Source organism: Phytobacter cepae (assembly GCF_054165735.1).
Genome location: NZ_CM135107.1, coordinates 4,758,706 through 4,783,069, shown reverse-complemented (window position 1 = coordinate 4,783,069; position 24,364 = coordinate 4,758,706). Strand labels below are relative to the sequence as shown.

Genomic DNA, 24,364 nt, shown 5'->3' with positions numbered 1-24,364 from the left:
ATGGAGTGGAGTCTCACGCAGAATAAGCTGCTGGCCTTTCACCGGCTTATGCGCACGGATAAGCCTATTGGGGCTCTGTTGCTGCTCTGGCCGACGCTGTGGGCGCTGTGGGTGGCGACACCGGGTGTTCCGCCGCTGTGGATCCTGCTGGTGTTTGTTGCCGGTGTCTGGTTAATGCGTGCGGCAGGATGTGTGGTCAATGACTACGCCGACCGCAAATTTGATGGGCACGTTAAGCGTACCGCCAATCGCCCGCTGCCCAGCGGGGCGGTGACGGAAAACGAAGCGCGGGTGTTGTTTGTAGTACTGGTGCTGCTGGCGTTTGTGCTGGTGCTTACTCTTAATACCATGACCATTCTGCTCTCCGTCGCCGCACTGGCGCTGGCCTGGATCTACCCCTTCATGAAGCGCTATACCCACCTGCCGCAGGTGGTGCTGGGTGCGGCGTTTGGCTGGTCGATCCCGATGGCCTTTGCTGCGGTGAGTGAATCCGTGCCGCTGAGCTGCTGGATTTTGTTCCTGGCTAATATCCTGTGGGCCGTGGCGTACGATACCCAGTATGCGATGGTGGACCGGGATGACGATCTGAAAATAGGCATTAAGTCGACGGCGATTCTGTTTGGTCGCCATGACAAGCTGATTATCGGTATCTTGCAGCTTGCGGTACTGGCACTGATGGTTGCGGTGGGCGAGATTAATGCGCTGGGCTGGCACTTCTACTGGGCGGTGCTGGTAGCGGGCGCGCTCTTTGTTTATCAGCAAAAATTGATTGCTAACCGTGAGCGGGATGCCTGTTTCAAAGCCTTTTTGAATAATAACTACGTGGGGCTGGTGCTGTTTTTGGGCCTGGCAGTGAGTTATCTGAATTATTGATAATGCTATTCTGACGCTTATCTCTCCCTATCAGAGAGAAGGATCCCCATAAAAAAAGCGAGCATGATCGGTCCCCTCGCCCCTCCGGGGAGAGGGTTAGGGTGAGGGGGAACATGCGGCTCTGAGGGGCATTCCGTTCACCTTATGTTCCTTGCTTTTCTGTCACGCCAGAACCCGTGAACGTGCCAGGGTGGTTCACCGCCACCACCCTGGCGACCCGGGCTCCCGGCCAGGAAAACCGCCGCTAACGCGGTTCACTCAGCGTATTCCTTCAGGCTTATCGGGGACGGGCGGAGGTAACGTCCCTGTAAATCCGCCCTCGCCGCGCATCCCTGCGCGTCGCCCCGGCCTTGCGGATACGCTTCGCCGATTTTCAGCCGGACCCTGTCATCGCGGTGACTGTTTTATTCTCATTGGGCAATATTATCGCTGTAAAACGTAATATTACAGAGGCTCCCTCTCCCGGTGAGAGAGGGCATGAGGCAGCACAGCCCTTATTCGCTCTGCGTCGCGCTCTCAATCGTCAAACGCACATCCGACGTAATCAACTCCGCCAGCAACTGATAAACCGCCAGGGTCTGCGCCGGTTCCGCATCGCCGGTATCACTGATGAAACCTTCGTCACGCAGGGTCAGCACCAGGGTACTGAACACCGCCTTGTCGAAGAACTCCGGTGCGTTAATGCCGTGTAGCACCGAGAGACGCTGAGCCAGTGTGCGGCTCTCTTTCTCCAGCGTACTACGGTTAAACGACGGGTTAGCGCTCAGCAGCCAGAAGGTGATGGCATAGCGCTGCAGCGTTTCGCGTGCACCCGCAGCCAGCAGCTGCAAGGTACGGGAATGCGCCGGATTGATGTTCAGTTGCCCGTCTTTGATGGTGACCAGCCCTTGACGCAGCATCTCTTGCGCCAGACTGTCCAGCACACCTGCCAGCTCCTCTTTTTCCCAACGCAGGAACAGTTCTGCTTTCAGCATCGGGTAGAGCAACTCGACATGACGCAGCATCTCGTCCTGCGAGATGTGACGGTGCTGCGTGAGGATGGCGGCCATCAGTGACGGCAACATCAACATATGCGCGATGTTGTTACGGTAGTAGGTCATCAGCACCGCCTGTTCGCGCGGCAGAATGATGATGTCGCCGATGGTGTCTTTCTCCACCTCAAACTTGTTCATCTGCAGGGCGTGGGCGATGAGTTCAGAAGCGGTGGCCGTGGGCACCGTTGAATCCTCTGCATAGGGCACATTCCGCATCAGATTCAGGTAGCAGTCCAGCTGCTCCGTGAGTTGTTCACGGGTCAGTGAACGCTGGCGCGAAGCGAGCAGGGCGGTACAACACAGGTTCATGGCATTGGCTGCCCCGGCGTTGTTGATGCGTACCATCAGATCGGCCGCGATAGCATTGACGGTTGGCGTGAGCCAGGACGGACGCACCGCTTCGATAGGATCGATAGACTCGCGCCATTCCGGCACTCGCTGATTAAGATAGGCCGTCAGCGGGATAGGCTCGCCAAAGTTCACATAGCCCTGGCCAAGGTTACGCAGCTTGCTCAGGCCGCGTAACATCTGCATAAAGCCTTCTTTCTCTTTCGTCGCCCCGCGCAGCTCTTTAGCGTAGGTACCGACTTCCATCACGTGCTCGTAACCGATATAAATAGGCACCAGCGTGATAGGACGCGTGCCCCCGCGCAGCATTGCCTGGATGGTCATCGACAGGGTGCCGGTTTTGGGATCCAGCAGACGACCGGTACGTGAACGCCCGCCTTCCACAAAGTACTCAACCGAATAACCCCGCTGGAACAGTTCGCCCAGGTATTCGCGGAACACGGTGGAATAGAGTTTGTTGCCTTTGAAAGAGCGACGAATAAAGAACGCCCCCAGACGGCGGAAGATAGGGCCTGCTGGCCAGAAGTTCAGGTTAATACCGGCAGCGATGTGCGGCGGCACCAGCCCCTGATGATAGAGCACGTAAGAGAGCAGCAGGTAGTCCATATGGCTGCGGTGGCAGGGCACATAGACAATTTCATGGCCGTCATGGGCCAGTTGGCGTATGCGCTCGGCGTTGTGCACGTTGATGCCCTGGTACAGGCGGTTCCAGGTAAAGCTGAGAATACGGTCAGAGAGGCGAATCATCTCGTAAGAGAAGTTCGCCGCGATCTCTTCCATCAGCGCGATCGCGTTTTGCTGCGCCTTATCATGGGAGATTTTCTTGCTGCGCGCTTCGTCTTCAACGGCGCGGGCAATGGCTTTCGAGGCCAGCAGCTTGTTGAACAGATCCTGACGCGCAGGCAGCCGTGGGCCCACCGCAGCGAGACGCTGGCGAGCAAAATGCATACGCGCCACGCGCGCCAGTTTTTGCGCGATGATTTTATCCGTGCCGTGTTCAGTGGCCATGCGGCGCAGTGAAACTGGCGGTGAGAAACGCACAAAGCTGTCACGTCCAAGCCAGGAGATGGCAAAGAATTTCTGAATGCCATTGAGCATACGCAGCGGCGGATTCACTTCGCCCTTCTCGCGGCCTGGCGAACGACCGAACATCATCGAAACCGGCACCATCTGCACATCCAGGTCGGGATGGCTACGGTGCAAATCGAGGTAGTCGTGAAACAGCTTGATGGACTCTTCTTTCGGTGTGTACCAGGTAAATACCCGCGGCCCACCATGAATGAAGATATATCGCGGCAGCTCCACGCCGTCGATCACAAGCGGTTCAAACGGGTCCGGCAAATCATGTGCCAGACATTGAGCGCGTAACGTCAGTAAGTCGGCCTTAGAGTTATAAGGCAAAACATACATAATAGGGCGTGAGGTATCGAGCCCCAGTTCCTGTGCGGGTTCCGCAGGGATAGACTTACTTTTTACCAGCACGCTTAATGGTAAATTAAGTAATTTGTAGTAAATTCGTGGCCAGCCGGACATAAAGGATGTAAAGCCTCTGGTTATTAATGCCAATGCGCCGCAAGAATATCAGAAAGCGCGCACAAATTCTTTTGTACCTCTATAACCTTACATAGAGATTGATGCTCATAACATAAAAAGGTTCTTTTAATGGCCAATAACACCACTGGCATGACCCGTATTATCAAAGCAGCCGGGTACTCCTGGAAAGGCGTCCGTGCCGCCTGGATAAACGAAGCTGCCTTTCGTCAGGAGTCCGTTGCGGTCATTCTGGCAATTATTATCGCTTGTTTCCTTGATGTCGACGCGATCACCCGCGTATTGCTGATTGGCTCGGTAGCGCTGGTGATGATCGTTGAAATTCTCAACAGTGCGATTGAAGCGGTCGTTGACCGTATTGGTTCCGATTTTCATGAACTTTCCGGACGGGCAAAAGATATGGGTTCAGCGGCGGTGCTCATGACCATTCTGGTTGCTCTCTTCACCTGGATTTCACTGCTGTGGGGCCATTTCCGATAAGCCTTCCAGAATTGCGCTAACTGCTGGTTTTTTGCGTAATTTTGGTTTCAAAATCGCCTTTAGCTGTATATACTAACAGCATAACTGTATATACACCCAGGGGGCGGAATGAAAGCTTTAACGGCCAGGCAGCAAGAGGTGTTCGATCTCATTCGCGATCGAATCAACCAAACCGGCATGCCGCCGACGCGTGCGGAGATCGCGCAACAGTTGGGGTTCCGTTCCCCAAACGCTGCCGAAGAGCATTTAAAAGCGTTGGCGCGTAAAGGCGTACTTGAGATTGTCTCTGGCGCATCGCGCGGTATTCGTTTGTTGCTGGAAGTCGAAGAAGACGCCGGTTTACCGCTGGTAGGCCGTGTTGCTGCAGGTGAACCTCTGTTGGCTCAGCAGCATATTGAAGGCCATTATCAGGTCGATCCTTCTCTGTTCAAACCGAATGCGGATTTTCTGCTGCGCGTAAGTGGAATGTCCATGAAAGACATCGGCATTATGGACGGTGACTTGCTGGCAGTGCATAAAACGCAGGACGTACGTAATGGTCAGGTCGTTGTCGCGCGCATTGACGATGAAGTGACCGTCAAGCGACTGAAAAAGCAGGGTAATACGGTTGAATTGCTGCCTGAAAACAGCGAGTTCTCGCCGATTGTGGTCAATTTGCGCGAGCAAAACTTCACGATCGAAGGTCTGGCAGTCGGTGTGATTCGCAATGGCGAATGGCTGTAACCCTCAATTGTAAGCCGTGGTAGCGCTCTGTGTTGTCACGGTTTTTTAATAAAATTCAATTACTTAGATATCTTTCCTTTCTTTTTTTCTCCTCTCTTTCTGCCGATAGACGTTCTTAAAAATACCGTCTGGATGGTTAAAAATTCCGAATAAATCCACCACGTCGTTATCCGTGACTACAATTATTATCACGTTCAGCAGATTACGAACGTAACAAAAATGGATGAATACTCGCTATTCAAAACCGAACGATGAGGAAATGATTATGAATAAAGACGAAATCGGCGGTAACTGGAAACAGTTCAAAGGTAAAGCGAAAGAACAGTGGGGCAAATTGACCGACGATGATATGACCATCATCGAAGGTAAACGCGACCAGCTGGTAGGTAAAATTCAGGAACGTTATGGCTACCAGAAAGATCAGGCGGAAAAAGAAGTCGTTGATTGGGAAACCCGCAACGAATACCGCTGGTAGTCCTTTTTCCCTCTGAATATGCATTAGAGTGACTACCCTGCCCGACGGTACATGGACGTACCACTCTTTTCAAATCACACTGCTTAAAAGAGAAACCGCCGCTAGCGCGGTTTTTTCTTTACCAGAATCGAGTGATCATGGTGGCATTCACCCTGATGACGACACGCTTCCACTTCGGCGCATTTAGCGCACAAACCATGTGCTTCGATGACATTATGACGTAAGGCAAATCCTAATTTAGCCGCCAGTGCATGCATAATATCTTCTGCGCCTTCCGCTTGTTCTTCTTTAACTACGCCGCATCTGTCGCAAATAAACATGGCCGACGTGTGGGTCGGTTGATCGAACAGATGGCACAGGACGTAGCTGTTGGTGGACTCTACTTTGTGCACGAAACCCTGTTCCAAAAGGAAGTCCAGCGCGCGATAAACGGTAGGGGGTTTCGCCTGCGGTTCGCTCTCCCGCAGCAGATCCAGCAGATCATAAGCGCTTATTGCACCTTCCCGCAGACTTAGCAGACGCAGAACTTCGAGGCGCTGTGGCGTCAGACGCACATTGCGCTGCACACACAGTTTTTCAGCCTGCGCTAGCATCTCTTGCGAAGTGGTCTTGTCCATTGTCGTCCTCTCATTTCCCGGCGGCATAATTCCTCACTTTACCATGTTCTGCACTAAACGCCGAGATCGGGCTTCTTCCTCCGGCTTTCACAATCGCATTACGTCTTCTATAAATAATGAGGGTCAATTCTTATAACTATAATTTCTGCCAGTAATTACCTGTTTGGCAGAATTAGACATTTTTCCGGTGTTATTCGCAGCAATAGAGCATTCCTGTTCATGTAAAAAGGAACAGGGCATAAAAAAAACTCATCTGACTACGAGACGCATAATTGTGAAAAACAAACTCAAACTTTCAGTGGTCGCTATCGCTGTCTCCTTTTCCGTGGCCAATCAAGCGGGAGCAGCGAATACCTGGGCGGAAGCGCGTAATGATGCAATGGGGGGGACGGGGGTGGCGTCTGCCAGTTATGGCAGTGCGGCATTAATTAACCCGGCACTTCTGGCAAAAGCAAAACCTGAAGATGATATATCCGTTATTCTGCCAAGTTTTACCGCGCAAATTAACGATAAAGACGATCTGCGTAATGAAATTGAAGACATCAATGACAAGATCGACTACTACGGCGATGTTGTTGATGGTCTTTCACTGGGCGATGTTCTGGCTGACCCCATTGGTACCGTCAACCAGTTCCAGAGCGCCGCAGGCGATCTTGCGGACTCCCTTGAATTCCTGAAAGGCAAGCGCGCCAGTGCGAATGCGGGGGCGGGGATCGCGGTTAGTATTCCAAACGACACGTTGTCGGTCGCCTTTGTCACCAAAGCGCAGGCTCATGCCTTTGTGACCACCTCTATCGATCAGCAGGATATCCAGTATCTGCGTGAAATGGATGATCCCAACGACCCGGGTGATTTTGCGACGGCAAGCCTGAGGGCGTTGGATGCCGCAGTGCGGGGTTCCGATCAAATTAAGGACAACCTCAATTCTACCGCATCAGGTCGCGCTGCTATTGTCTCCGATTTTGGCGTGGCTTTTGCGCACCAGTTTGAAGCGGGCGGCGTGCCGTTGATGGTGGGTGTAACACCGAAAATGCAGAAAACCTGGCTTTATAACTACACCACCTCAATCAGTGACTACAACAAAAATGACTGGAAAAAGGATCGTTATCGTAATGACGATACCTCGTTCAACATTGACGTAGGTCTGGCTGCGGATCTGACTGAAAACTTCACGGTAGGCTTAACCGGGCAAAACCTTATTTCTAATAACATCGATACGAAAGATGTCCGCGTTGAAAACCGTCGTACCGGTGAAGTGAAGAGTTATAAAGACACTTACCAAATCAGCCCGTTGGTCACTGCCGGTGTGGCGTGGCAGAACGAGCTGTTGACGTTAAGTGCAGACGGTGACCTGACCGAAACCAAGGGCTTCAAAAGTGAGAAGAACTCTCAGTTTGTGGGCGTGGGTGCCGAAGTTCGCCCGCTTAACTGGCTGGCAGTACGCGCCGGTTATCGTGCGGACGTGAAAGGGGATGAAAGTAACGTCTTTACCGGCGGTGTTGGCTTTGCACCCTTTAATACCGTGCACGTAGATTTAACCGGCATGGTGGGTGAAAGAGAAACCTGGGGTGCGGGCGCGCAGCTGAGCCTGACATTCTGATGACAAACCGGAGGCCTCGCGCCTCCGGTTTTTCTTTGTGCTGGCTTCAGGCAAACACAACCTTAAGGCTGCCAGGTGTTCGTCGGGGTTTACCGACGACAATCTGTATATCGCGTCCCAGGCGAGTCAGACACTCAATCATTTTGACTTCGCTGATTCCGCGAAAGTGGCCGCGCAACATATGAGAGAGTTTTGGTTGAGTCATACCCAATAATTTTGCGGCTTCTGCCTGTGTAAGCCCACGGCTTTTGATGATATCTCCAATAGCCCAGGCGAGCTGAGCTTTGACCTTCATTTCCTCAGCATTTTCCAGCCCAATATCCGCATAGACGTTGCCGCCGCTTGCTTCAATATCATTATTCATGTTCAGCCCTTCTGGCGTGTGATTCTGCTGCTTTCAAACGTTCTTTGATTTTTTCCATATCGGGTTTGGGAATACCAATGCCTGACGATGATTTCTTTTGCCAGGTATGTAAAACATAAACCGCATTACCCGTTTTGATGGTGTACACCCCGCGGTAAGTATCAGTTGAGAAATCCTCTACCACCTCGAGCACTCCTGCTCCACTGAACCCTTTTAAGGGCTTGGCCTGGGGATGCTTGCCTCCGCATTGGGCGATATGTAATGCATATCCGAAAATATCCTGAACTTCTTCAGGAAGTTGCTGCAAATCTTTCTTACTGCTGCCAACCCAAAACAGTGGCTTCATACGCGTTATCCTTGCGTAAAATATATCCATATGGGTATAAATATAACGTAAAAAACGTCTGAATAACAATCAGTACCTGGCGTGAAGTTAATTTCTCGATTGAACATTTTTTATACTTTAAGCATCCGCTGCTCGGCGGCGTATCTATGTGCTATAGTAGCGCCCCTTTTTTCCGTAAAGCTTATTTATTCGCCATGTCGCCAGAAATTCAGCCCGCTGCTTACCCCGCTCACCGCTTCTCCATCGCGCCGATGCTCGACTGGACGGACAGGCATTGCCGTTACTTCCTGCGTCAGCTTTCGCGCCATACTCTGCTTTACACCGAGATGGTGACGACAGGGGCGATTATCCACGGTAAAGGCGACTATCTAGCCTACAGTGATAATGAACACCCTGTTGCCTTGCAGTTAGGCGGGAGTGACCCGGCAGCCCTGGCGCAGTGTGCAAAACTGGCCGAGCAGCGTGGTTATGATGAGATCAACCTGAACGTCGGCTGTCCATCGGATCGCGTGCAGAACGGCATGTTTGGAGCCTGCCTGATGGGCAATGCTCAACTGGTTGCTGACTGTATCAAGGCGATGCGTGATGTTGTCTCGATACCTGTGACCGTCAAAACCCGTATCGGGATCGACGATCAGGACAGCTACGAATTCCTCTGCGACTTCATCAATACGGTATCCGGCAAAGGCGAATGTGAGACCTTTATCATTCACGCGCGCAAGGCATGGCTGTCTGGACTGAGTCCGAAAGAGAACCGCGAAATCCCACCGCTGGATTACCCACGCGTTTATCAACTCAAACGTGATTTTTCGCATCTCACCCTGTCCATCAACGGGGGCATTAAGTCGCTGGAAGAGGCGCAGGTCCATCTTGAACATATGGATGGCGTAATGGTAGGGCGTGAGGCGTATCAGAACCCAGGCATCCTGGCGCGCGTGGACAGAGAGATTTTTGGCGTGGATGGCCCGGATGCCGATCCGGTTGCCGTGGTGCGTGCCATGTACCCCTACATTGAAAATGAGCTACAACAAGGCACTTACCTCGGTCATATCACGCGACACATGCTGGGCCTGTTCCAGGGCATTCCGGGTGCACGCCAGTGGCGGCGTTACCTCAGCGAAAACGCCCACAAGCCGGGTGCCGGTGTCGCCGTGCTGGAACATGCCCTGAGCCTGGTAGCCGATCGTTAAATTTTCACCACATGTTCGTCAATTTCACTAAACCCTGCACCTGCTTGCAGGGTTTTTTATTGATAAATCAAAGAGAAATACGTTGGCACGTTTCTTGATATATCCCCGGTATAGAGTCCACGTCATGACTCATTTATCGGGAGCGCACTATGTTGGAATTACTGTTTGTTATCGGCTTCTTTGTTGTGCTGCTGGCGACCGGGGTGTCACTACTGGGCATTCTGGCAGCCATCGTGGTAGCAACGGCGCTGATGTTTGTAGGCGGGCTGTTCGCCATGATGATTAAGCTGCTGCCATGGTTGTTGCTGGCCATCGCGGTTGTCTGGGTCATCCGCGCCATCAAAGCACCAAAAGTGCCTCAATATCAGCGCAATAAGCGTTGGCGTTACTAAAGGTTTGAGTGTTTGATCACAACATCGACACTTTTCCGGGCGCATTGCTAAGAACCGAATAGGATTTAGATATCAAATCTGTCACTATCGCGCCGTTAACGAATTCATCGCGCTGTACCCTACATACAGCCGAACTAAAAAAAGAATGGGCTTCCTTCGGGAAGCCCTAATTCTTTCTTCCTCGTCATAATTCATGCCGCAGATGCGTTGGCTATTTTCATTCATCCCAGCCCTTTACTTGAGTAATCGCTCAGGGATTCATTCAATTGCCGCCTTTTTGCAACATCAATTATTCATTGGAAACAGGGATTAACAGAGATGACCCCTGCGTGGCGCGACTCTCCAGCGCCTCGTGCGCCCGTTGTGCATCTTTCAGGGCAAATTTCTGGGTATCGGGCACCTCGACTTTTATCACGCCACTGGCAATCAGCGAGAACAGCTCATTGCTCGCCTCTTCCAGCTCTTCGCGATTGGTCACATAGCCATTGAGTGAAGGACGGGTGGCGTACAGCGAACCTTTCTGATTGAGAATACCCAGGTTTACCCCGGTCACCGGGCCGGAAGCGTTGCCAAAGCTTACCATCAGGCCCTGGCGCTGCAGGCAGTCGAGAGAATGTTCCCAGGTATCTTTGCCCACCGAGTCATACACCACGCGCACTTTTTTGCCGCCGGTTATCTCTTTTACCCGCTCGACAATGCTCTCTTCGCGATAGTTAATGACCTGCCAGGCACCGGCCTGCAATGCACGCTGCGCTTTCTGGGCTGAACCGACGGTACCGATGAGTTTTGCACCCAGGGCCTTTGCCCACTGGCAGGCAATCAGGCCAACGCCCCCGGCAGCGGCATGGAACAAGAAAGGCTCATCGGGTTTAATCTCATAAGTCTTACGCAGCAGATAAAAGACCGTCAGCCCTTTCAGAAACGAGGCTGCCGCCTGCTCAAAGGAGATGGCATTCGGCAGGATAGCGACTTTGTCCGCCGGAACGTTGTGTACCGAGCTGTACGCGCCCAGACCGGATTGCGCATAGACCACGCGGTCACCTGCTTTGATGTGTGTAACCGCGCTGCCGACTTTGCTCACTACGCCTGCCGCTTCAGTGCCAAGGCCGCTGGGCAGCGCCGGCGGCGGATAGAGGCCGCTACGAATGTAGGTATCGATGTAGTTAATACCGATCGCTTTGTTTTCTACCTGCACCTCGTTCGCCGCCGGGTCGGCGGGAGTGAATTCAACGGCTTGCAGGACATCCGGGCCACCGTGCTTGTGAAACTCAATTCTTGTCGCCATGTTTCCTCCTGAATGTCATAATCTTCGACCCACTCTCTATCTCGGTAACTCCATTCACTATGGCAGGAAATAAACCCTTCAACAAACAGACTGAACCCCGCGACAGACAGCTCGAAGGGATGAAAGTGCCGCCTCATTCAATTGAAGCGGAGCAGTCGGTGTTGGGCGGTTTAATGCTGGATAACGAGCGCTGGGACGACGTCGCAGAACGCGTGGTGTCAGAAGATTTCTACACCCGCCCGCACCGCCATATCTTTACTGAGATGCATCGTTTGCAGGAGATGGGCAAACCCATCGACCTGATTACGCTGGCGGAATCGCTGGAGTTGCAGGGACAACTGGATATCGTCGGCGGCTTCGCGTATCTGGCTGAATTGTCCAAAAACACGCCAAGTGCGGCGAATATCAGTGCTTATGCAGACATCGTGCGTGAACGTGCGGTTGTGCGTGAGATGATTGCCGTCGCCAATGAAATTGCCAGCGCCGGTTTCGACCCGCAGGGGCGTTCCAGTGAAGACCTGCTCGACCTCGCTGAATCCCGGGTCTTCAAAATAGCGGAAAGCCGCGCTAACAAAGATGAAGGTCCGAAGAACATCGCCGATGTGCTTGAGGCGACCGTTGCGCGTATTGAACAGCTCTTCCAGCAACCTCACGATGGGGTGACCGGCGTTAACACCGGCTATGACGATCTCAATAAAAAAACCGCAGGCTTACAGCCCTCGGACCTGATTATTGTCGCCGCGCGTCCGTCGATGGGGAAAACGACATTTGCAATGAACCTCGTGGAAAACGCGGCGATGTTGCAGGACAAACCGGTGCTGATCTTCAGTCTTGAGATGCCCTCCGAGCAGATCATGATGCGTTCTCTGGCCTCGCTGTCGCGCGTGGACCAGACCCGTATTCGTACCGGCCAGTTGGATGACGAAGACTGGGCGCGAATTTCCGGCACTATGGGCATTCTGCTGGAAAAACGGAACATCTATATCGATGACTCTTCCGGCCTGACGCCGACGGAAGTGCGCTCCCGCGCGCGCCGAATTGCCCGTGAGCACGGCGGCATTGGCCTCATCATGATCGACTACCTCCAGCTGATGCGCGTGCCGTCGCTTTCCGACAACCGTACGCTGGAAATCGCCGAAATCTCCCGCTCGCTGAAAGCGCTGGCGAAAGAGCTACAGGTGCCGGTGGTGGCGCTGTCTCAGCTTAACCGCTCGCTGGAACAACGTGCCGATAAACGCCCGGTGAACTCCGACCTGCGTGAATCCGGCTCTATCGAACAGGATGCCGACTTGATCATGTTTATCTATCGTGACGAGGTTTACCACGAGAACAGTGACCTGAAAGGCATCGCGGAAATTATTATTGGTAAACAGCGTAACGGCCCGATCGGTACGGTGCGTCTGACTTTTAACGGACAGTGGTCGCGCTTTGACAACTATGCGGGACCTCAATACGACGACGAGTAATCCTCGTCATCCTTTGAGCTGCTGCGGCGTTGACTGCGCCCGCTCGCTCCGGTCACGTAGTGATCTACGCTCCCGGAGATTCGTGGGCTTGCCGCCTTGCTGCAACTCAAATGATTTAGAGGATGGTCTATTTTTCATCAAGGCAAGGAATTCAAATGCAAGCGGCAACTGTTGTAGTCAACCGCCGCGCTCTGCGACATAACCTGCAACGCCTGCGCGAACTGGCTCCCGCCAGCCGACTGGTGGCGGTTGTGAAAGCGAACGCCTACGGACACGGTCTTGTTGAGACCGCGCGAACGCTCCCCGATGCCGACGCTTTTGGCGTCGCCCGTCTCGAAGAGGCCCTCCGCCTGCGTGAAGGCGGCATCATTCAACCTGTCTTACTGCTCGAAGGTTTCTTCACCGCCGACGAGCTGCATCAGGTCTCCGCTCAGCATCTGGATACCGTCGTGCACAGCGTTGAACAACTGTTGGCGCTGGAGACAACCGACCTGGCGGCACCGGTTACCGTATGGATGAAACTCGATACCGGCATGCATCGCCTTGGCATCAGGCCAGATGAGGCCGAGGCGTTCTATCAGCGCCTGACGCAATGTAAAAACGTGCGTCATCCGGTCAACATTGTCAGCCATTTTGCCCGCGCCGATGAACCTGACTGCGGTGCCACTGAACGCCAGCTGGATATCTTCACTACCTTCAGTGAAGGCAAACCTGGCCAGCGTTCGATTGCGGCATCAGGCGGCACGCTGTTGTGGCCGCAGGCGCATTTTGACTGGGTGCGTCCGGGCATCATTCTTTACGGTGTTTCACCGCTTGACCGTCGCCCGTGGGGCGAAGATTTTGGCTTCCAGCCTGTTATGACTCTCACATCGAGCCTGATTGCCGTACGCGAACATAGCGCCGGTGACCCCGTGGGCTATGGCGGCACGTGGGTGAGCGAGCGCGATACGCGTCTGGGTGTGGTGGCAATGGGCTACGGTGACGGTTACCCGCGCTCGGTACCCTCCGGCACGCCAGTGTTGGTGAACGGACGCGAGGTGCCGATTGTCGGACGTGTGGCGATGGATATGATTTGTGTCGACCTGGGGCCAGATTGTCAGGATCGGCCTGGCGATCGGGTTGTCTTCTGGGGTGAAGGCCTGCCCGTCGAACGGATCGCGGAAAGTACGGGTATCAGCGCCTATGAGCTGATTACGCGCCTGACCTCGCGCGCGGCGCTGAAATACGTCGATTAATGTAGAGTCGGTTCTCTTCCCGGATGCGGCGCAAAGGCCATATCCGGGCTACTGCTTTCCCCCTCTGCACGTTGATGTTCTCCCTCTCCCTGCGGGCTGAGGAATCCCCAATCATATTACGTTTTACAGCGATATCATTGCTGAATGAGAATAAAACAGTCACCGCGATGACTGGGTCCGGCTGAAAATCGACGAAGCGTATCCGTAAGGCCGGGGCGACGCGCAGGGATGCGCGGCGAGGGCGACTTTACACGGACGTTACCTTCGCCCGTCCCCGATAAGCCTGAAGGAATACGGTGAGTGGACCGCGCCAGCGGCGATTTTCCTGGCCGGGAGCCCGGGTCGCCAGGGTGGTGGCGGCGAGCCACCCTGGCACGTTCACGGGTTCTGGAGCGATAGAAAAGCAAAGAACATAAGGTGAACGGAATGGCCATCAGAGCTGCATTTTCCCCCTCACCCTAACCCTCTCCCTCAAGGGAGAGGGGACCGACTGTGCTCGCATATTTTTGTGGGGATTCCTCAGCCCCGTGGGAGAGAGGCGGGGTGAGGGCACCAGACGATGAGGGGCAAACATCCCTCTCGATCTTCCTCCGCTTCCGGTTTATTGTGTTCTTCTTGCCACTGTAAACCTGGAGAATCCCCTCGTGTTTCAGAAAGTTGACGCCTATGCGGGCGACCCTATCCTGACGCTGATGGAGCGTTTCAAAGACGATCCCCGAAGCGACAAAGTTAACCTCAGCATTGGGCTTTATTACAACGAAGATGGCATCATTCCGCGCCTTCAGGCCGTTGCCGAAGCCGAAGCCCGGCTGAATGCCCAGCCGCATGGCGCGTCTCTCTATCTGCCGATGGAAGGGTTAAATACCTATCGCCATACTATCGCGCCGCTGCTGTTCGGTGCTGAACACCCGGTGTTGGCGCAAAAACGCGTGGCGACTATTCAGACGCTCGGCGGTTCCGGTGCGCTGAAGGTCGGGGCGGATTTCCTCAAACGCTACTTCCCGAATTCCGGCGTCTGGGTCAGCGATCCAACATGGGAAAACCACGTGGCCATCTTTGAAGGTGCCGGCTTTAACGTCAGCACTTACCCGTGGTTTGACAGTGAAACCAATGGTGTGCGTTTTACGGCACTGCTCGAAAAACTGGAAACGCTGCCGGAGCAAAGTATTGTGCTGCTGCATCCGTGCTGCCATAACCCGACCGGCGCTGACCTGACCAACGATCAGTGGGATGCGGTGGTCACCGTGCTGCAAGCGCGGAACCTGATCCCCTTCCTCGATATCGCGTACCAGGGCTTTGGTGCCGGAATGGAAGAAGACGCCTATGCTATCCGCGCGATTGCCGATGCCGGCTTACCTGCGCTGGTCAGCAACTCTTTTTCCAAAATTTTCTCGCTCTACGGTGAGCGTGTCGGTGGCCTGTCGATAGTGTGTGAAGATGCAGATGCCGCATCCCGTGTGCTGGGTCAACTGAAAGCCACCGTGCGCCGTAACTACTCCAGCCCACCGAATTTTGGTGCCCAGCTGGTGGCAACGGTATTAGGTGATACCACGCTGAAAGCCTCATGGCTGGCGGAAGTGGAAACCATGCGCACCCGTATTCTGGCGATGCGTCAGGAGCTGGTTAACGTGCTGAAAGAAGCCGTGCCGGGGCACAATTTTGACTATCTGCTGAAGCAGCGCGGCATGTTCAGCTACACCGGTCTGAGCCCAGCGCAGGTGGATCGTCTGCGCGATGAGTCTGGTGTTTATCTTATTGCCAGTGGTCGCATGTGTGTGGCCGGGCTCAACAGCCGCAATGTGCACCGTGTTGCGCAGGCCTTTGCTGCCGTCATGTGATAGCCATAAATTTTCCTCCCGTCAGGGAGGAAAATGCCCACGGTTTATAGAAACGCCTTTCCTTACCTCTCTTCAGGCGGTATGGTCGAATAACTTTTTGACCAGTTGCTCAAATTCTAAGCACAACAAACTGAATATTTAGGGATAAATATGCGAAAGATCACATTGGCCCTCTGCTTGTCGTTTTCGCTTTTCAGCGCTGTTTCTGCTCTCGCTTCCACGCCATCCCCCGATAGCACCCCAGGGACCAACGTGGCCAAACTGGCTGAGCAAGCGCCCATCCATTGGGTTTCCGTGGCCCAAATCGAAAACAGTCTCGTGGACCGCCCGCCAATGGCGGTAGGGTTTGATATCGACGACACGGTGCTTTTCTCAAGTCCGGGCTTCTGGCGTGGTAAGAAAACGTACTCCCCGGACAGCGAAGCCTATCTGCAAAACCCAGAGTTCTGGGAAAAGATGAATAACGGCTGGGATGAGTTCAGCATTCCAAAAGAAGTGGCACGGGCACTGATTGCGATGCACGTGAAACGGGGTGACAGCATTTATTTTGTGACGGGGCGGAGTCAGACGGCGACCGAAACCGTATCCAAAACCTTGCAGGATGATTTCCTGATCCCTGCCGCTAACATGAATCCGGTCATTTTTGCCGGGGACAAAGAAGGGCAGAACACCAAAACGCAGTGGCTGGTAGATAAGCAGATCAAAATTTTCTACGGCGATTCAGATAACGATGTTAGCGCTGCCAAAGCGGCTCAGGCGCGTCCGGTTCGCATCCTTCGTGCGTCAAACTCCACCTATCGACCTTTGCCACAGGCAGGCGTTTTCGGTGAAGAGGTGATCGTTAATTCTGAATATTGATGAATCATTGCTGATTACTTAAACAAAATTACACAGGCGGGTTTTACCTTTTGCCGACTTGCTGCACACTTAAAAAGATTCGTCTTTCAAAAGGGAGTAGCAGATGTGGTATCAACAAACGTTAACGTTGGGCGCTAAATCACGCGGTTTTCATTTAGTCACTGACGAAGTGCTGGGGCAAATCCGCGATTTGTCCCGCATTCAGACGGGGTTGTTACACCTGCTGCTCCAGCATACTTCCGCTTCTCTCACCCTCAATGAAAATTGCGACCCGACGGTGCGTCATGACATGGAGCAGCATTTTCTCAAGGCAGTTCCCGAGAATGCACACTATGAGCATGACTACGAAGGGCCGGATGACATGCCCTCGCACATTAAGTCTTCCATGCTTGGCGTGGCGTTGATGCTGCCTGTTTCTCACGGGCGCGTACAGCTTGGAACATGGCAGGGGATCTGGCTGGGAGAACATCGTATCCACGGCGGTTCGCGAAAAATCATTGCGACGCTACAAGGAGAATAGAGATGACTATTTCGGAGTTACTGCAGTACTGCATGGCGAAACCGGGGGCAGAACAGAGCGTGCATAATGACTGGAAAGCCACGCAGATCAAGGTGTCCGACGTGCTGTTTGCCATGGTGAAAGAGGTGGAAGGGCGCCCGGCGGCGTCACTGAAAACCAGCCCGGAGCTGGCCGATCTGCTACGTCAACAGCATGAAGATGTGCGCCCCAGCAGGCATCTTAATAAAGCCCACTGGAGCACGGTCTATCTCGACGGCTCATTGCCTGATTCGCAAATCTACTACCTGGTGGATGCATCATACAAACAGGCCATGTCGCTGCTACCTGATCCAATCAGGCAGCAGCTCTCTGTCTGATTACTTGAGCATCGGCTTCAGGAATCGCGCCGTGTGCGAGGCTTCGCATTCGGCGACGGTTTCAGGGGTGCCAGAGACGAGGATCTCACCCCCGCCGCTACCGCCCTCGGGACCCAGGTCGACAATCCAGTCTGCGGTTTTAATCACGTCAAGGTTATGCTCAATGACCACAATCGTGTTGCCCTGATCGCGCAACTGGTGCAGCACTTCCAGCAGTTGCTGGATATCGGCAAAATGCAGACCGGTCGTCGGCTCATCCAGAATATAGAGCGTCTGCCCGGTGCCGCGTTTCGACAACTCACGCGCCAGCTTAACGCGCTGCGCTTCACCACCTGAGAGCGTGGTAGCCGACTGACCCAGACGAATGTAGGTCAGGCCAACGTCCATCAGCGTTTGCAGCTTACGCGCCAGCGCCGGTACGGCATCGAAGAACTCACGGGCTTCTTCAATGGTCATATCCAGCACTTCATGAATGGTCTTGCCCTTGTACTTAATCTCCAGCGTTTCGCGGTTATAGCGTTTACCTTTGCACTGGTCGCACGGCACATAAATGTCTGGCAGGAAGTGCATTTCAACTTTGATAACGCCATCGCCCTGACAGGCTTCGCAGCGTCCGCCACGGACGTTAAAGCTGAAACGCCCCGGCGTGTAGCCGCGTGAGCGAGATTCCGGTACGCCAGCAAAAAGTTCACGTACGGGTGTAAACACGCCGGTATAGGTCGCCGGGTTAGAACGTGGTGTGCGACCAATCGGGCTCTGATCGATATCGATAACCTTGTCGAAATGCTCAAGGCCTTTGATGTCACGATAAGGCGCGGGTTCCGCAAGCGTAGCCCCGTTCAGCTGGGTTTGCGCGAGGGGGAACAGGGTATCGTTAATCAGCGTTGATTTACCGGAACCGGACACCCCGGTGATGCAGGTGAACAGGCCAACCGGCAGCGTTAAGGTGACATCTTTCAGGTTATTACCGCGGGCGCCGGTCAGCTTGAGCACTTTTTCGGGGTCGGCTTTGACGCGCGTTTTCGGCACTGAGATCTGCCGTTTACCGCTCATGAACTGGCCCGTGAGGGATTCTGGCACGGCCATGATATCGTCCAGCGTACCTTCAGCGACCACCTGGCCACCGTGAACGCCCGCACCAGGGCCAATATCAATCACGTGGTCGGCAGCGCGAATGGCGTCTTCATCGTGCTCGACCACGATCACGGTATTACCGAGATTACGCAGATGCACCAGTGTACCGAGCAGACGCTCGTTATCGCGCTGATGCAGGCCAATCGAGGGTTCATCCAGAACGTACATCACCCCCACCAGGCCCGCGCCAATCTGGCTTGCCAGACGAATACGCTGCGCTTCACCGCCGGACAGGGTTTCCGCCGAACGGGAGAGCGTCAGATAGTTCAGCCCGACGTTGACGAGGAACTTCAGGCGATCGCCAATCTCTTTCAGCACTTTCTCAGCGATTTTAGCGCGCTGGCCGGACAGCTTCAGATTGGTGAAGAAGTCCATCGCATGACCGATGCTCATATCCGAAATGGTCGGCAGCGGCGTGTTTTCAACATAAACGTGGCGCGCTTCACGGTTCAGACGTGTCCCCTCGCAGCTGGCGCAAGGACGATTGCTAATAAATTTCGCCAGCTCTTCCCGTACCGCCGAGGATTCGGTCTCTTTATAGCGGCGCTCCATATTATGCAGCACGCCTTCGAACGGGTGGCGACGTACCGAGGTATCACCGCGGTCGTTCATATATTTGAACTCGATGTTCTCTTTACCTGAACCGAACAGCACCACTTTATGCACGTTCGCACTCAAACTGGCCCAGGGGGCGTCGACATCGAATTTGTAATGCTCTGCCAGAGATTTAAGCATCTGGAAATAGTAGAAGTTACGGCGATCCCAGCCGCGGATGGCGCCGCCAGCGAGCGACAGTTCCGGGTTCTGGATAACACGGTCCGGATCGAAATACTGCTGTACGCCGAGACCGTCACAGGTCGGGCAAGCCCCAGCCGGGTTGTTGAACGAGAACAGGCGTGGTTCCAGCTCGCGCATGCTGTAACCACAAATCGGGCAGGCAAAGTTGGCTGAAAACAGCATCTCTTCTGCTTTGGTATCGTCCATATCGGCAACGATGGCCGTACCGCCGGAGAGTTCCAGCGCGGTTTCAAAGGATTCTGCAAGACGCTGGGAGAGATCGTCACGGACTTTGAAGCGATCGATAACCACTTCAATGGTGTGTTTCTTTTGCAGCTCAAGCGACGGTGGATCGGAAAGATCGCAGACTTCGCCATCGATACGGGCGCGGATGTAGCCCTGGCTTGCCAGATTTTCCAGGGTCTTAGTGTGCTCGCCTTTACGTTCTTTGATAACCGGCGCCAGCAACATCAGACGCTTCCCTTCCGGCAGGGCCAGCACGTTATCGACCATCTGACTGACGGTTTGCGCCGCCAGCGGCACGTCGTGATCCGGGCAGCGTGGCTCACCCACACGCGCATACAACAGACGCAGATAATCGTGAATTTCGGTGATGGTGCCGACCGTGGAGCGTGGGTTGTGCGAGGTGGATTTCTGCTCAATGGAAATCGCAGGCGACAGCCCTTCAATATGGTCAACGTCCGGTTTTTCCATCAGAGACAGGAACTGGCGGGCGTAGGCGGAGAGCGATTCCACATAACGGCGCTGCCCTTCGGCATACAGGGTGTCGAAAGCCAGTGAAGATTTACCTGAACCTGACAGCCCGGTAACGACAATCAGCTTGTCGCGGGGGATGACGAGGTTGATGTTTTTGAGATTGTGGGTGCGTGCGCCCCGTACTTCGATCTTATCCATTCACCTTTCCCGGTAATGACTCGGAATGCCTGATTTGTTTGAAGGACAACCGGCAGAAACGGCTAATTATGACACAATTTAACCTGTTTGAATATACAGTATTGGAATGCACATTCTGATTAAGTGTGCAACAATGTACTGTTCGTGAGAACTCTGGAAGATGCTTCGAAACTTTCGAAAGACCACGTGGAAATGGTACACTCGCGCGCTTACACTATTTAGAAATGTTTTCAGGAGACACGATCATGGCCAGCAGAGGCGTAAACAAGGTGATTCTCGTCGGTAATCTGGGGCAGGACCCGGAAGTACGCTATATGCCGAGTGGTGGTGCAGTGGCCAACATTACGCTGGCGACCTCCGAATCCTGGCGCGATAAAGCGACCGGCGAGATGAAAGAGCAGACCGAGTGGCACCGTGTTGTGCTGTTCGGCAAACTGGCTGAAGTGGCGGGTGAATACCTGCGTAAAGGTTCTCAGGTCTATATTGAAGGCCAGCTGCGTACCCGCAAATGGACCGATCAGTCCGGGGCTGAGAAATACACCACTGAAGTGGTCGTCAACGTTGGCGGCACCATGCAAATGTTGGGTGGCCGTCAGGGCGGTGGCGCTCCGGCTGGTGGCAACATGGGTGGTGGTCAGGGCCAGCAGGGCGGTTGGGGTCAACCTCAGCAGCCGCAGGGCGGCAACCAGTTCAGCGGCGGTGCACAGTCCCGTCCGCAGCAGCAGTCTGCTCCGGCTCAGTCCAACGAACCACCTATGGACTTTGACGACGACATCCCGTTCTGATAACGATCGGGAAGTCACCGTTAAGCATAAAAAAACCCTCACATATGAGGGTTTTTTTACATCTGCAGCTTGCGCAGGTGAACTGCGCCATAGGGGCTTTTTAATCAGGTAATGACCATCGGCCATTCAGGTGGCGCTTTTGCAGACATTTCCGTCATGATATTCACCACATTGTGCCAGACGTTTGCTGCGTCCATCATCGTGATGCCCAGCAAGCCGGTGGCAAACCAGCAGGCTGCAACCATACCGAGACCGCTGCTGATAACAGCCAGCCCGATATAATCCGCTTTACGAAACTGAATGTTCAGCGTACTCGCCATAAACATCAGCACTGCACTCAAAATCTGCCAGCGCAACAGAACAACGCTGGTGGTTAAGGTTGCCATGAAACCATCCTCAAAAAGAATCAACGCGCAGGCGGACGGGCCTGAACCCTGCACACCAGCGGCTGGCGATGCGAAAGTCCGCAGTAAAACCGAAAAAGGGAAACAGTGTTCCTGTTTCGAATTATGTGAACTATATCACATTTGTTCTTTTATTCACCAGCGTGGCCAACGGGATTTTTTATCGCTAAAACGGCTTTCAGGATGGAGGATACAGCTACGTTAAACCTCAGCGCTGGTTTACTGACTTCCCTAACCACGCGGTCTCATTCCCTGCACACTGCAGCGAGCGATGGCTTTTGGCGCATTCACCATGATGTCGTCATTAGCATGCATGGCAGGTAATATGTTGGTGGCGACAGCCAGGCGTCTTATTATTTTCGTCTGAACATGCAGCTGTCGATAAATGACAGAATGGAATTCGTTGTACACTGAACGCCACGGCACTAGGGCTGCAAAAGCGTCATCTCAGAGTCGGCCTTATCATTATTCCTGATAGCCAAATACCGGGAGGCTCAATAGCTGAAAAAATACCCTATGGGGCTGTCCTTTTTTTATCCTGTGGAGAGTTTGACTTAATCAAAGATTGTATGTTGCGCAAACTAAAAAGCCTCATAAGCTTTGGATAAATATCTACCTTAATATAAACACAACGCATACTTTTAGTTTGCCTTACGGGCAAATATTATCGTCATAACCAAATATTAGGTTTTTAATGAAAAAAGTAAGTTGCTAATGTCGTATGATTCATGCAACGTAATCACCTGTTTATCAAAGCATCCTGCCTTCATTACATGCAGGCACACTAAATGCAGGGATATAGGCGGAAATGAATCATAGCGTGCGTCGCAGGATGCTGAGACTCGTCGGGATCGTCGTGGTAGTGCTCCTACCGGTGATGCTGTCGCTATGGTTTGCACATGTCCGGGCAGTAAAGGAAACAGGGGCACAGTTGCGTTCATTTGCTCAACTGGCTTTAGATAAAACTGAAATTGTTATTGGGCAGGTTGATTCAGCCTACAATGCTGCAGAAAAATATCAGGGGCGTATCTGTTCCCCCGAGCATCGTAATAATATGCTCAATATCATCCGCGGTAGCCTCTATGTTGCAGATTTAATTTATGCCCACGGCGAGCAGTTTTACTGTTCTACTGCCATGCAGCCTGCGCAATCGTATGCTATTTCGCCACCTGAGTATAAACGCAAACCAGATATCTCTATTTATTATTACCGCGATACGCCTTTTTACCCTGGATATAAAATGGTCTATTTGCAGCAGGGTAATTATGTTGCGGTGGTGAATCCGCTCTCGTTTAGCGAAGTGATGTCAGACGATCGCTCTCTGGCTTTTGGTGTCTATGATACCGTGACTGGCATGTTCTTCTCGGTCAGTGCGCAGGCCGATCTCCGAACGATGCAGACGCTGGTTCGTAAAAGCGACCTGACTTTCCAGCAAAATAAACGTTTTTACACCATCGCTCATTCAGACCGCCGTCCGATAGCTATTATTGTCTCGACCTCCAGCGACAGCTATTTCCAGTCGCTTTATCACCATGCAATGCTGACGCTGCCGCTGGGCATGATCTGCAGCATTATCGTGTTATTAATGTGGTCCCGAACACGACAGGAGTTCAACTCCCCACGTCGCCTGCTTCACCGAGCATTAATAAAAAATCAACTCAAACTTCATTACCAACCTATTATTGATATTAAGAATGGCCAATGCGTCGGCGCTGAAGCATTATTACGCTGGCCTGGTTTTAATGGCCCGGTAATGAGTCCTGCGGAATTTATTCCTTTGGCAGAAAAAGAAGGGATGATCGAACGTGTGACCGATTATGTGGTTGATGAGGTCTTTGAGGATTTAGGTGAGTTTCTGGCGAAATGGCCAGATATCTATATTTCGATCAATTTATCAGCAGTAGATTTCCACTCTTCACGACTTATTGCACTTATCTCAAATAAAGCGCGGGAATATTCTGTTCGTGCTGAACAAATTAAAATTGAAGTAACTGAACGTGGGTTTATTGATGTACCCAAGACTACCCCGGTAATTCAGGCATTTCGCCAGGCAGGTTATGAGGTCGCTATCGACGATTTTGGTACTGGCTATTCCAACTTACATAACCTGTACTCATTAAATGTCGATATCCTGAAAATAGATAAGTCTTTTATCGACACCCTGACCACCAATAGCACCAGCCATCTTATTGCGGAGCACATCATTGAGATGGCTCACAGTCTGCGTCTGAAGATCATTGCTGAAGGGGTTGAAACGGGTGAGCAAGTCACCTGGTTGCTAAAACGCGGCGTGCAATACTGTCAGGGCTGGCATTTTGCAAAGGCGCTACCACCGCAGGACTTTATGGCCTGGGTTAAGCAGCCACCTCCACTAAAGTGATTGTCCCGGCGGCAGCTACGCATGATGGCGATAGTCGCTGGGAGTCCGATCAAATTCACGACGAAACACGCGCGAAAATGTCTGCTGCGAGACATACCCCAGATCCATTGCAATATCAAAGATCGGACGCTGCGTAGTGCGTAGCGCTTCAGCCGCGAGTAGCAGCCGACGCTGACGAATATAGTCTCCCAACGTCTGATGGGTCACGGTGCGGAACATTCTCTGCAGATACCACTTAGAATAGCCTGACTTTCTGGCAACAACATCAATGTTCAACGGTTGGTCGATATGCTCATCAATCCATTCCGTCAGTGTTTGTATAATCTGCTGATGGGACATATTGGTGCCTCTTTCTCGATTCGTCGTTATACCCGTCATACTTCCAACAACGTGAACTATGCGCGTACAAAGCCTGTTT

The 24,364-nt window shown here is 53.0% G+C and carries 23 protein-coding genes; 15 read left to right on the top strand and 8 right to left on the bottom strand.

The annotated features are described in order from the left end of the window. Nucleotides 1-873, top strand: a complete 873-nt coding sequence (gene ubiA, locus ACUY4Q_RS22400; protein ID WP_458044847.1) for a 4-hydroxybenzoate octaprenyltransferase — start codon at nt 1-3, stop codon at nt 871-873. Nucleotides 874-1,367: 494 nt separating this feature from the next. Here the strand turns inward: ubiA and plsB are convergent, their stop codons facing one another. After that, entirely contained in the window at nt 1,368-3,788 is a 2,421-nt protein-coding gene (gene plsB / locus ACUY4Q_RS22395) for a glycerol-3-phosphate 1-O-acyltransferase PlsB (RefSeq protein WP_458044846.1), read from the bottom strand. 129 nt (nt 3,789-3,917) lie between these two features. Here plsB and ACUY4Q_RS22390 point away from each other — a divergent pair, with 129 nt between their 5' ends. From ACUY4Q_RS22390 to ACUY4Q_RS22380, 3 genes are all read left to right on the top strand, one after another. Next, entirely contained in the window at nt 3,918-4,286 is a 369-nt protein-coding gene (locus ACUY4Q_RS22390; RefSeq protein WP_458044845.1) for a diacylglycerol kinase, read from the top strand. A gap of 108 nt (nt 4,287-4,394) precedes the next feature. Next, nucleotides 4,395-5,009 (top strand): transcriptional repressor LexA, encoded by a 615-nt coding sequence (lexA, locus tag ACUY4Q_RS22385; protein ID WP_458044844.1) that lies wholly within the window; start codon nt 4,395-4,397, stop codon nt 5,007-5,009. A 265-nt stretch (nt 5,010-5,274) separates the two neighbouring features. After that, nucleotides 5,275-5,484 (top strand): CsbD family protein, encoded by a 210-nt coding sequence (locus ACUY4Q_RS22380; protein ID WP_458044843.1) that lies wholly within the window; start codon nt 5,275-5,277, stop codon nt 5,482-5,484. Nucleotides 5,485-5,585: 101 nt separating this feature from the next. On the opposite strand, the gene zur is transcribed toward ACUY4Q_RS22380, so the two are convergent. Beyond that, nucleotides 5,586-6,101, bottom strand: coding sequence for a zinc uptake transcriptional repressor Zur (gene zur, locus ACUY4Q_RS22375; RefSeq protein ID WP_458044842.1), 516 nt, complete (start codon nt 6,099-6,101; stop codon nt 5,586-5,588). 274 nt (nt 6,102-6,375) lie between these two features. Between zur and ACUY4Q_RS22370 the strand changes: the two genes are divergently transcribed. Beyond that, entirely contained in the window at nt 6,376-7,701 is a 1,326-nt protein-coding gene (locus tag ACUY4Q_RS22370) for a conjugal transfer protein TraF (RefSeq protein WP_458044841.1), read from the top strand. A 46-nt stretch (nt 7,702-7,747) separates the two neighbouring features. Here ACUY4Q_RS22370 and ACUY4Q_RS22365 read toward each other — a convergent pair whose 3' ends face one another. Both ACUY4Q_RS22365 and ACUY4Q_RS22360 read right to left on the bottom strand, forming a co-directional pair. Further along, the gene (locus ACUY4Q_RS22365; RefSeq protein ID WP_458044840.1) at nt 7,748-8,065 is read right to left on the bottom strand and encodes a helix-turn-helix domain-containing protein; all 318 of its coding nucleotides are present in this window, start codon (nt 8,063-8,065) and stop codon (nt 7,748-7,750) included. Continuing rightward, on the bottom strand, nt 8,058-8,411 hold the full coding sequence (locus ACUY4Q_RS22360; RefSeq protein WP_458044839.1) for a type II toxin-antitoxin system RelE/ParE family toxin: 354 nt from the start codon (nt 8,409-8,411) through the stop codon (nt 8,058-8,060). Before ACUY4Q_RS22360 ends, ACUY4Q_RS22365 begins: the two co-directional genes overlap by 8 nt. A 194-nt stretch (nt 8,412-8,605) precedes the next feature. Between ACUY4Q_RS22360 and dusA the strand changes: the two genes are divergently transcribed. Together dusA and pspG are read left to right on the top strand one after the other, a co-directional pair. Beyond that, on the top strand, nt 8,606-9,601 hold the full coding sequence (gene dusA / locus ACUY4Q_RS22355; RefSeq protein ID WP_458047420.1) for a tRNA dihydrouridine(20/20a) synthase DusA: 996 nt from the start codon (nt 8,606-8,608) through the stop codon (nt 9,599-9,601). 149 nt (nt 9,602-9,750) lie between these two features. Continuing rightward, on the top strand, nt 9,751-9,993 hold the full coding sequence (gene pspG, locus ACUY4Q_RS22350; protein ID WP_458044838.1) for an envelope stress response protein PspG: 243 nt from the start codon (nt 9,751-9,753) through the stop codon (nt 9,991-9,993). Nucleotides 9,994-10,282: 289 nt separating this feature from the next. On the opposite strand, the gene ACUY4Q_RS22345 is transcribed toward pspG, so the two are convergent. Further along, entirely contained in the window at nt 10,283-11,278 is a 996-nt protein-coding gene (locus ACUY4Q_RS22345) for a quinone oxidoreductase (protein ID WP_458044837.1), read from the bottom strand. Nucleotides 11,279-11,337: 59 nt separating this feature from the next. Between ACUY4Q_RS22345 and dnaB the strand changes: the two genes are divergently transcribed. The 6 genes from dnaB to ACUY4Q_RS22315 all read left to right on the top strand — a co-directional run bounded on the left by dnaB (nt 11,338) and on the right by ACUY4Q_RS22315 (nt 17,551). After that, nucleotides 11,338-12,744 carry a replicative DNA helicase gene (gene dnaB / locus ACUY4Q_RS22340; protein WP_458044836.1) on the top strand — a complete coding sequence of 469 codons (1,407 nt, stop codon included), beginning with the start codon at nt 11,338-11,340 and terminating at the stop codon, nt 12,742-12,744. Nucleotides 12,745-12,899: 155 nt separating this feature from the next. Next, nucleotides 12,900-13,979 carry an alanine racemase gene (gene alr, locus ACUY4Q_RS22335; RefSeq protein WP_458044835.1) on the top strand — a complete coding sequence of 360 codons (1,080 nt, stop codon included), beginning with the start codon at nt 12,900-12,902 and terminating at the stop codon, nt 13,977-13,979. 644 nt (nt 13,980-14,623) lie between these two features. Then, the gene (gene tyrB / locus ACUY4Q_RS22330; RefSeq protein WP_458044834.1) at nt 14,624-15,817 is read left to right on the top strand and encodes an aromatic amino acid transaminase; all 1,194 of its coding nucleotides are present in this window, start codon (nt 14,624-14,626) and stop codon (nt 15,815-15,817) included. Nucleotides 15,818-15,967: 150 nt separating this feature from the next. After that, entirely contained in the window at nt 15,968-16,675 is a 708-nt protein-coding gene (gene aphA, locus ACUY4Q_RS22325; RefSeq protein WP_458044833.1) for an acid phosphatase AphA, read from the top strand. Nucleotides 16,676-16,778: 103 nt separating this feature from the next. Further along, nucleotides 16,779-17,195, top strand: a complete 417-nt coding sequence (locus ACUY4Q_RS22320) for a secondary thiamine-phosphate synthase enzyme YjbQ (RefSeq protein ID WP_458044832.1) — start codon at nt 16,779-16,781, stop codon at nt 17,193-17,195. A 2-nt stretch (nt 17,196-17,197) separates the two neighbouring features. Then, nucleotides 17,198-17,551 carry an MmcQ/YjbR family DNA-binding protein gene (locus ACUY4Q_RS22315; protein WP_458044831.1) on the top strand — a complete coding sequence of 118 codons (354 nt, stop codon included), beginning with the start codon at nt 17,198-17,200 and terminating at the stop codon, nt 17,549-17,551. Here ACUY4Q_RS22315 and uvrA read toward each other — a convergent pair whose 3' ends face one another. Next, nucleotides 17,552-20,377 carry an excinuclease ABC subunit UvrA gene (uvrA, locus tag ACUY4Q_RS22310; RefSeq protein ID WP_458044830.1) on the bottom strand — a complete coding sequence of 942 codons (2,826 nt, stop codon included), beginning with the start codon at nt 20,375-20,377 and terminating at the stop codon, nt 17,552-17,554. It abuts the gene before it with no gap. A gap of 245 nt (nt 20,378-20,622) precedes the next feature. Between uvrA and ssb1 the strand changes: the two genes are divergently transcribed. Next, entirely contained in the window at nt 20,623-21,162 is a 540-nt protein-coding gene (gene ssb1 / locus ACUY4Q_RS22305) for a single-stranded DNA-binding protein SSB1 (protein ID WP_458044829.1), read from the top strand. Between the two features lie 104 nt (nt 21,163-21,266). On the opposite strand, the gene ACUY4Q_RS22300 is transcribed toward ssb1, so the two are convergent. Further along, nucleotides 21,267-21,548: a YjcB family protein gene (locus ACUY4Q_RS22300; RefSeq protein ID WP_458044828.1), complete on the bottom strand. Its 282-nt coding sequence runs from the start codon at nt 21,546-21,548 to the stop codon at nt 21,267-21,269. Nucleotides 21,549-22,374: 826 nt separating this feature from the next. Here ACUY4Q_RS22300 and pdeC point away from each other — a divergent pair. Then, nucleotides 22,375-23,946, top strand: coding sequence for a cyclic di-3',5'-guanosine monophosphate phosphodiesterase PdeC (gene pdeC, locus ACUY4Q_RS22295; RefSeq protein WP_458044827.1), 1,572 nt, complete (start codon nt 22,375-22,377; stop codon nt 23,944-23,946). 15 nt (nt 23,947-23,961) lie between these two features. Here pdeC and soxS read toward each other — a convergent pair whose 3' ends face one another. Further along, complete coding sequence (gene soxS, locus ACUY4Q_RS22290; protein WP_437432149.1) at nt 23,962-24,285, bottom strand: superoxide response transcriptional regulator SoxS; 324 nt, start codon at nt 24,283-24,285, stop codon at nt 23,962-23,964. Nucleotides 24,286-24,364: the final 79 nt, after the last annotated feature.